The organism is Angustibacter speluncae, assembly GCF_054777815.1.
Map to the genome: position 1 here is coordinate 1 of NZ_BAAHAF010000125.1, position 5,135 is coordinate 5,135.

Here is a 5,135-nt window from a genome sequence, read left to right on the forward strand (position 1 = left end):
CCGGCGACCTCACCGCGGCGCCCGTGCAGGACGCCGCCGCGGCGAGCGGGCTGCACGCAGCCGCCGTGGCCGGGCTGGGCGTCGCGCCGCAGGTCGAGGCCGGGCCGACGACCCGCGACGGCAGCACCGCGACCACCCCGCTCACCTGGACCTGGCCGTTCGGTCCGGACGGCTGGTCGTACGACACCGAGCTGACCACCTCCGAGGGCGAGGACGGCACCTGGACGTCCACCTGGGAGCCGTCGCTCGTGCACCCCGACCTCACCGTCGACGCCGCGCTGGCCGCCACCCGGACGACGGCGCCCCGCGCGCAGATCCAGCGTCCCGACGGGTCGGTGGTCGTCGGCGACCAGCCGGTGGTGCGGGTCGGCGTCCAGCCCTCGCGGGTGCAGGACCTCGCGAGCCTGACCACCACGCTCGCGGAGGTCCTGGACGTCGACGCGGCGACCCTCGCCCAGCGCGTCCAGGGCGCGCAGCCGGACGCCTTCGTCGACGTGATCACGCTGCGGCGCAGCGACTACGACGCCGTCAAGGGGCAGATCCAGCCGCTGCCCGGCACCGTCTTCGCCGAGTCGACGCTGCCGCTGGCCCCCACCCGCGAGTTCGCCCGCGCCCTGCTCGGCACGGTCGGGCCGGCGACCGCCGAGATCGTCGAGGCCAGTGGTGGACGCGTCGCCGCGGGCGACCAGACCGGGTTGTCGGGCCTGCAGCGCGAGTACGACGAGCGCCTGGCGGGCAGCGCCGGCGTCACCGTCGAGCTGGTGTCCGAGGGCGCCGCGCAGCCGACCCGCACCGAGCTGTTCTCCGTCGACCCGGTGGCGGGCCAGCCACTGGTCGTCACCCTCGACCCACGCGTGCAGCAGGCGGCCGACTCCGCTCTGGCGCAGGTCATCTCGTCCGGCTCGCTCGGCACCGACGGCGGCAACGGCAACGCCGCGCTGGTGGCGGTGCAGGTGTCGACGGGCGCGGTGCTCGCCGTGGCGAACACCCCGGCGAGCGGGGCCGACCGCGCGCTGACGGGGCAGTACCCGCCCGGCTCGACCTTCAAGGCGGTGTCGACCCAGGCCCTGCTGGCGGCCGGGGTGCGACCGTCGGACACCGTCGCCTGCCCGCCGACCGCGACGGTCGAGGGCCGCTCGTTCCAGAACTTCGAGGGCGGCGCGCTCGGCGACGCCGCCACGTTCGCCGACGACTTCGCGGCGTCCTGCAACACCGCGTTCGTCGGGCTCTCGTCGCGGCTCGGCGACGACGGCCTGGCGACCGCGGCCGCCCCGATGGGGCTCGGCGCGGCCTGGACGGTCGGCACCGACGCCTTCACCGGCGAGATCCCCGCGAACGAGTCGGCGGTCGACAAGGCGGCGGCCTCGATCGGGCAGGGCCGCGACCTGGCCAGCCCGCTCGCCATGGCCGTCGCCACCGGCACGATCGCGCGCGGCTCGTGGCTCGACCCGACGCTGGTCGACCCGGCGTCCGACACCGCCGTCGAGGTGCCCGCGCCGGTCGCCGACCTCGCCGTCGTCCGCGACCTGATGCGCCGGGTCGCCACCGACGGCACCGCGGCCGCGCTGGCCGACGTCCCGGGCGAGCCGGTGTTCGCCAAGACCGGCACCGCCGAGTACGGCACCGAGGTGCCGCCGCGCACGCACGGCTGGACGATCGGCTTCCAGGGCGACGTCGCCTTCGCCGTGCTCGTCGAGGACGGCGTCAGCGGCGCCCGCTCGGGCGTCCCCGTCGCCGAGGCGTTCCTGCGCGGCCTGGGCTGACGCCGGGCGGACGGAGCCGGATCAGGGGCCGTCGCGGCGGGCCCGCCAGTGCCGGCGGGCGGCCTGCACGAGCGGGTCGATGTGCACGCCCTCCTCGTCGCGCATCTTGCGGCGGGTGAGGGTGCGGGTGCGCCAGATGCCGGCGAGCCCGAGGAACCACAGCAGGTACTGCGACGACATCGCGACCTCGAAGTCGTGCAGGTCGTACCGGCCGTCGGGTGCCTGCAGGTCGAGCAGCAGGCCGACGAGCAGGATGCACAGCAGCGAGGCGACGAAGCCGCCGACGTTGACGATGCCGGTGGCGCTGCCGAGGCGGGCCGCGGGGTTCGACGTCCGGGCGAAGTCGAAGCCGACCATCGAGGTCGGGCCGTTCGCGGACAGCACGAGCACGAGCAGCACGACGAGCCACAGCGGCGGGCGCCCGGGCCACGCCAGCAGCGCCGTCCAGGTCGCGATCGTCGAGAGCACCACGCCCAGCACGAGGTTCGAGCGGCGGAGCGGGAACCGCGCGGTCAGCCGCCCGAGCACCGGACCGGACGCCATGCCGCCGACCACGAGCAGGGTGAGCAGCCCGCTCGCCCCCTCGGGCGAGAGCCCGATCCCCTGGGTCATGAACGGGAAGCCCCACATCAGCGCGAAGGCCACGCCCGAGTACTGGACGGTGAAGTGCGTCCACAGCCCGAGCCGGGTACCCGGGTGGCGGAACGAGTCGCGCACGTCGCCACGGACCTTGGTGAGCGAGACCGGGCCGGACGGCGGGATCGGTCCGGACGGCGTGTCCTGCAGCAGGAGCAGCACCAGCAGCGCGGCCAGCACGCCGAGCCCGGCCGCACCCGCGTAGGCGCTCGACCACCCGGGACCGTGCAGCACGAGCACCAGCGGGAAGGCGCTCGCGATCTGGCCGACCTGCCCGACCAGGCCGGTCACCTGGGTGACCATCGGCACCTGCCGCGGCGCGAACCACGCCGGCACGAGGCGGATCACGCTGATGAAGGTCATCGCGTCGCCGAACCCGATGAGCACCCGGGCGCCGAGCGCGCCGGACGGGTGGGTCGCCTGCGACATCAGCAGCTGGCCGCCGGCCATCACCAGCCCGCCGACGAGCAGCAGCGCCTTGGAGCCGAACCGGTCGAGCAGCACGCCGACCGGCACCTGCATCGCCGCGTACACCAGCAGCTGCACGACGGCGAAGGTCGAGAACTCCGACGCGCCGATGCCGAACCGGTCGGACGCCTCCTCGGCCGCCACGCCGAGCGAGGTGCGGTGGAAGACGGCGACCGCGTAGGCGGCGACGGCGACGCCCCACACGACCCACGACCGGGTGGACGTGGGCCGCTCGCCGGGGGTCGGGCTCGCTGCCGGGGACGCTGTCATCGCCCGTCCATGATGGCGCGCCCGCGCCCGGGGTCAGGAACCGGACAGGTCCGCGAGCGCCGCCCGCACCAGCGCGCCGATCGCGGTGCCGGTGCCACCGTCGAGCACCGACGCGACGACGTCGTCGACCAGCGCGGGCGGCACCAGCTCGCCGGTGTTGCGGCGGAGCTTGGTCAGCACCTCCTCGGTCGTCAGCGGGTCGTCCGGGTTGCCGCGCGCGTTGCGCACGGACGCCTCGAGCACGCGGCCGTCGCGCAGGTGCACCCGCACCCGGGACGGCCGGCGGTGCGGGAGCGCGGCGGTGGCGTCCAGGTCCTCGCGCAGCACGACCCGGCCGGCCAGGTCGACCAGCTCGGGACGGTGCACGGCGTCGTCGAGGAAGGAGCCGGCGTGCAGGTCGCCGTCGAGCAGCAGCGCGGCGACGCAGGCCGGCACCGAGAACCGCGCGTGCAGGTCGGTCTCGGGCCGGGTGCTCGTCAGGGACGCGGCGAAGGCGAAGGTGTCGACCTCGACCCGCTCGACCAGGTCGGCCGACGCCGTGCCCAGCCCGCCCGAGCGCAGGGCCAGCGCCAGGGCGTCGAGCGTCGGGTGCACCCAGCGGGCGCAGGCGTACGGCTTCAGGTAGCTCGCGGGCAGCTGCCAGCGGACGCCGAGGTCGCCGAGGAGGACCTCCTCGTCGAGGTCGGTGCACACCGCCCCGTCGAACAGCGCGGCGTGCAGCGCCTCGTCACCCGGTTCACCCGCCGCCGCCCGCAGGTCGGCCCGGGCGCCGTGCCAGGTGCCGAGGCCGGTCCAGGCGTTGCGCACGGTGCCGCCGCGGACGGGCACGTCGAGCGTCGCCGCGATCGGCAGCGCGGTGCCGAGCAGCCACCCGGCGCCGAGTTCGGCCGCGGGCGCGCCGCGCAGCAGCCCGGAGGCGAGCGCCGCCGACCCGGACCCGTGCACGCCGTGCGGGTGCAGCCCGGGGCGCAGCGAGGTGGCCGTGCCGGCCCGCAGGCCGACCTCGCCGGCGACGAGGAACACCTCGGTGAGCCGGCGGTCGTCGACGTCGTCGGCGACGGCCGCGCGCAGCAGCACCGGCAGCAGGTGGGGACAGGGGTGGGCCGTCGGCACCGGGGGCAGCCGGTGCCCCTGCGGGTGGAACGAGCCGCCGGAGTCGGCGTCCAGCCAGGTCGAGGCGGTGCCGAGGGTCACGAGGAAGCCGAACGGCGCCGGGCCGGCCGGGTCGAGCCCGAGCGAGCGCCCGAGCGCGCGGACGGGTGCGTACCGCAGCCCGCCCAGCAGCGCGCCGAGCGTGTCGAGCAGCAGCAGCCGGGTGAAGCCGACGACGTCGTCGGGGGCGTCGTCGAGCCGGGCCGCGGCGGCGAAGGCGCCCAGCGGCGGTGCGACCGGCGTGTGGGCGGGGACGTCGACGGGTGCGCTCACGCGCCACCTCCGGGGGTCGGGACCGCCGCGCGGACGGCGGGCAGGAGCTGGTCGAGCCGGTCGGTGACGCCGTCGAGCCCGCCCGCGAGGACGACGCCGTCGAGCCGGGACGGCGCGAGCGCGGCTGCGGCAGCGGCGATCTCGTCGGCCTCACCGGTGAGGACGAAGCGCCTCCGCACGGCCCGGACGGCACCGGGGTCGAGGTCGGCGGCGGACGCGCCCGCCGTGCCGTGCCGGCGGTAGTCGTGCCCGGCCGCCACGGCCCGCGCCCCGGCGAGGGCGTCGTCGTCGAGCCCGTACCAGTCGGGCGCCGCGACGAGCCGGCTCGCGCACGAGCCGACGAGCGGGGCGGCGGCGGAGGCCGCCTCGTCCTCGCCCGAGGTCACGACGGCGCGCAGGAAGAGCCAGACCCGGCAGCCGGGTGCGGCCTCGCGGGCGAGGTCGGCGGCCCGGGCGACGGTCGTCGGGTCGGTGCGCACGTCGACCAGGACGCCGCCGAGGGCGAGCGCGGTCGCCGCGAGCGTCCGCGGGCCGGAGGCGGCACCGAGCACCCTGCCGGCGGCCGCCCCGTCG

The 5,135-nt window shown here is 76.9% G+C and carries 3 protein-coding genes and 1 pseudogene; 1 reads left to right on the plus strand and 3 read right to left on the minus strand.

What is annotated here, in order from left to right; translation table 11 throughout:
• Positions 1–1,763: penicillin-binding transpeptidase domain-containing protein (locus tag ACYVKY_RS15055; protein ID WP_460435808.1), on the plus strand; the 1,763-nt coding region annotated here is incomplete at its 5' end.
• A gap of 21 nt (positions 1,764–1,784) precedes the next feature.
• Here the strand turns inward: ACYVKY_RS15055 and ACYVKY_RS15060 are convergent.
• The 3 genes and pseudogenes from ACYVKY_RS15060 to ACYVKY_RS15070 form a co-directional block, all read right to left on the minus strand.
• Positions 1,785–3,137, minus strand: coding sequence for an MFS transporter (locus tag ACYVKY_RS15060; protein WP_460435809.1), 1,353 nt, complete (start codon positions 3,135–3,137; stop codon positions 1,785–1,787).
• Positions 3,138–3,170: 33 nt separating this feature from the next.
• Positions 3,171–4,562, minus strand: a complete 1,392-nt coding sequence (locus ACYVKY_RS15065) for an MmgE/PrpD family protein (RefSeq protein WP_460435810.1) — start codon at positions 4,560–4,562, stop codon at positions 3,171–3,173.
• Positions 4,559–5,135, minus strand: a pseudogene (locus ACYVKY_RS15070) (hypothetical protein); the annotation flags it as partial. The gene ACYVKY_RS15065 and the pseudogene ACYVKY_RS15070, both read right to left, overlap by 4 nt.